1 protein-coding gene and 1 pseudogene are annotated in these 847 nt (G+C 66.9%); both read right to left on the bottom strand.

The features are described 5' to 3' along the window. Positions 1 to 351, bottom strand: a pseudogene (locus FXB41_RS40130) (hypothetical protein); the annotation flags it as partial. 46 nt (positions 352 to 397) lie between these two features. Further along, positions 398 to 847: GcrA family cell cycle regulator (locus FXB41_RS40125; protein ID WP_219685684.1), on the bottom strand; the 450-nt coding region annotated here is incomplete at its 5' end.

The raw sequence follows: 847 nt of genomic DNA, 5'->3' as shown, positions 1-847 counted from the left end.
CCGCAGCACCGCCTCGCGTTGGCTCTCGGTGACCGGCTCGCGCGTGCGCGCCCCGTCGACATATTCGCGAGTCGGGTCCATTGCCTGAAGGCCTCGTTCGGCCCTCTCCCAATCGTTCTGGAAGGCGCGCCCGCCGCGATACTGTGCCTCGTCGATCTGATGGTGCGCGTGCAGCCGGCCGAGCGGATCGCAGCGGATCGACCGCACGGCCATGATCTTCTCGCCGGGGTCGAGCGCCAGCGGATTGTCCACCTCGACTTCCGCCACCTCCGCATTGAACGGTATCTCACGTGAGCGTCGGTCATAGACATTCGCCAATTTATAGGACCTGTTGCGTCGGACACGTGCCACTCGGATACTCCTTGCGAAATTGACGATTGAACGGGCGGTCGTCAGGTCAGGCGGCAGAGACCAGCCTCAGCACGACGGGGCCGGCGACGCGGGCGGATCCAGCTCCGGCGCGGCGCGTCAGGCGCGCATGCGGCGTGCAATAGCTCGAGCCCGGCTCCCGCGGATGGCCGCAGAAGGTGATCTCCTCCCCGTCCTTGTCGCCGCCATAGGGATAGCGACAGTCCTCGCTAGCGAGTTCGACCAACGGGACCAAGCGGGGCTGGACGCCGACGCAGCGCAACTTGACGGGCGCGGCAGGCTTCATCGCGGATTTCGGCGGCAGGGTCAGCCCCGTGGGGCGGTGCGGCAGGACAAGACAGGCTCCCGACGGCAACGCCGGGACGATCGACGGGCTCGTCGTCCGTATCTGCACGACCAGCCCGAGCCGCTTGGCGCGGCCGACCACCGCGTTGCGCGTGTAAGCCGTTCCAAACCTTGCGTTAATCCGTCTTCCGAT

The sequence above is a fragment of the Bradyrhizobium canariense genome (assembly GCF_019402665.1).
In the GTDB taxonomy this organism is placed as follows: Bacteria; Pseudomonadota; Alphaproteobacteria; order Rhizobiales; family Xanthobacteraceae; genus Bradyrhizobium; species Bradyrhizobium canariense.
This window is presented reverse-complemented; position numbering and strand designations above follow the sequence as displayed.